The organism is Kitasatospora sp. NPDC028961 (genome assembly GCF_055564815.1).
The window spans coordinates 1-1,196 of sequence record NZ_JBVHVO010000059.1 but is presented as its reverse complement, the minus strand read 5'-3'; the positions used below and the strand labels follow the sequence as shown (position 1 = coordinate 1,196).

At 70.8% G+C, this 1,196-nt stretch carries 2 protein-coding genes; one reads left to right on the top strand and one right to left on the bottom strand.

Translation table 11 applies throughout. The features are described 5' to 3' along the window. The first annotated feature begins 334 nt into the window (after positions 1-334). A complete protein-coding gene (locus tag ACZ4UX_RS36960; protein WP_465709860.1) occupies positions 335-769 on the top strand; it encodes a PhlB family protein in 435 nt (144 codons plus the stop codon). 145 nt (positions 770-914) lie between these two features. Here ACZ4UX_RS36960 and ACZ4UX_RS36955 read toward each other — a convergent pair. Further along, positions 915-1,196: electron transfer flavoprotein subunit alpha/FixB family protein (locus ACZ4UX_RS36955; RefSeq protein ID WP_359812525.1), on the bottom strand; the 282-nt coding region annotated here is incomplete at its 5' end.

The window sequence follows — 1,196 nt, the reverse complement described above, 5'->3', positions numbered from 1 at the left end:
CCGCCGCGAACGGAGCGATCTTCGCCTCGGCCAGCGAACGCACCGCCTCACGCAGCATCTCGTGCTCCTCGGAGATCCGGAAGAGATCGAAGTCCTGGCTCATGATCGGCACTCCTGTTTCGCGACGGTACTCAGTACCCTTCATTATGCATGCGCGTAGCAAAAAGGGAACTCAGTGCCTTCCCAGGGCGGTACTGAGTTCCCTATCCTTTTGCTGGCGTACGGAGGCCGTATCGCGGACGTACGCCGAGGACACACCCCGGCCGCCCGCCGGCCGTACGCCGGCAGCGCACAGCGAGCCGGCAGCCCAGTCCGAGTGCAGGGAGATGACACCGTGGTCCACTCAGCCATCGACGCCGACATCGACAGCACCCCGCTGTACTTCCAGCGCTGTACGTGGTGCAGCAACCCGACCTTCCAGCGGCTGCTCTGCCCCACCTGCGGCTCCACCGACCTGCGCCTGGAGCGCAGCCAGGGCACCGGCGTGGTGCGCCGGTGCGCCGTCGAGCAGGCCAGGACGCCCCTGGCGCGGCAGAAGTCGCTGATCCGGATGGCCGAGGGCTTCGACGTCTGGTGCATCGTCAGCGGTCTGCGCAGCACCGTCCCGGTGGGCACCCGGGTCCGGCTGACCCCGGCCCCCGACTCCGACCAGCCGGAGCTCACGCTGCTGCCACAGGAGGAGCCGGAGCGGGTCCAGCCCGCCGAGCCGCGCCCCCTGCCGCCGAACCAGGGCGGCTTCACCCAGCACCTGGCGGCCTGCGCCGAGTAGTCCGCACACTGGCCGCGGGCGTCGCGGAGCAGGCCTGGACCACCTGTGGGACGCACGCCGCGCGGGGCAGCAGCGGATACGCCGGAGGGCGTGGCACCGGGTACTCGGTGCCACGCCCTCCGGCGTGTCGTGCTCGGTCGTCCGGTCAGCCCTTGCGGGCCTGGACCTCGCCGGTGAGCTGCGGCAGCACGGCGAAGAGGTCGCCGACCACGCCGTAGTCCGCCAGCTCGAAGATCGGGGCCTCCGGGTCCTTGTTGACGGCCACGATGGTCTTCGAGGTCTGCATGCCGGCCCGGTGCTGGATGGCGCCCGAGATGCCGTTGGCCACGTACAGCTGCGGGGAGACCTGCTTGCCGGTCTGGCCGACCTGGTTGCTGTGCGGGTACCAGCCGGCGTCGACGGCGGCGCGCGAGGCACCGACGGCCGC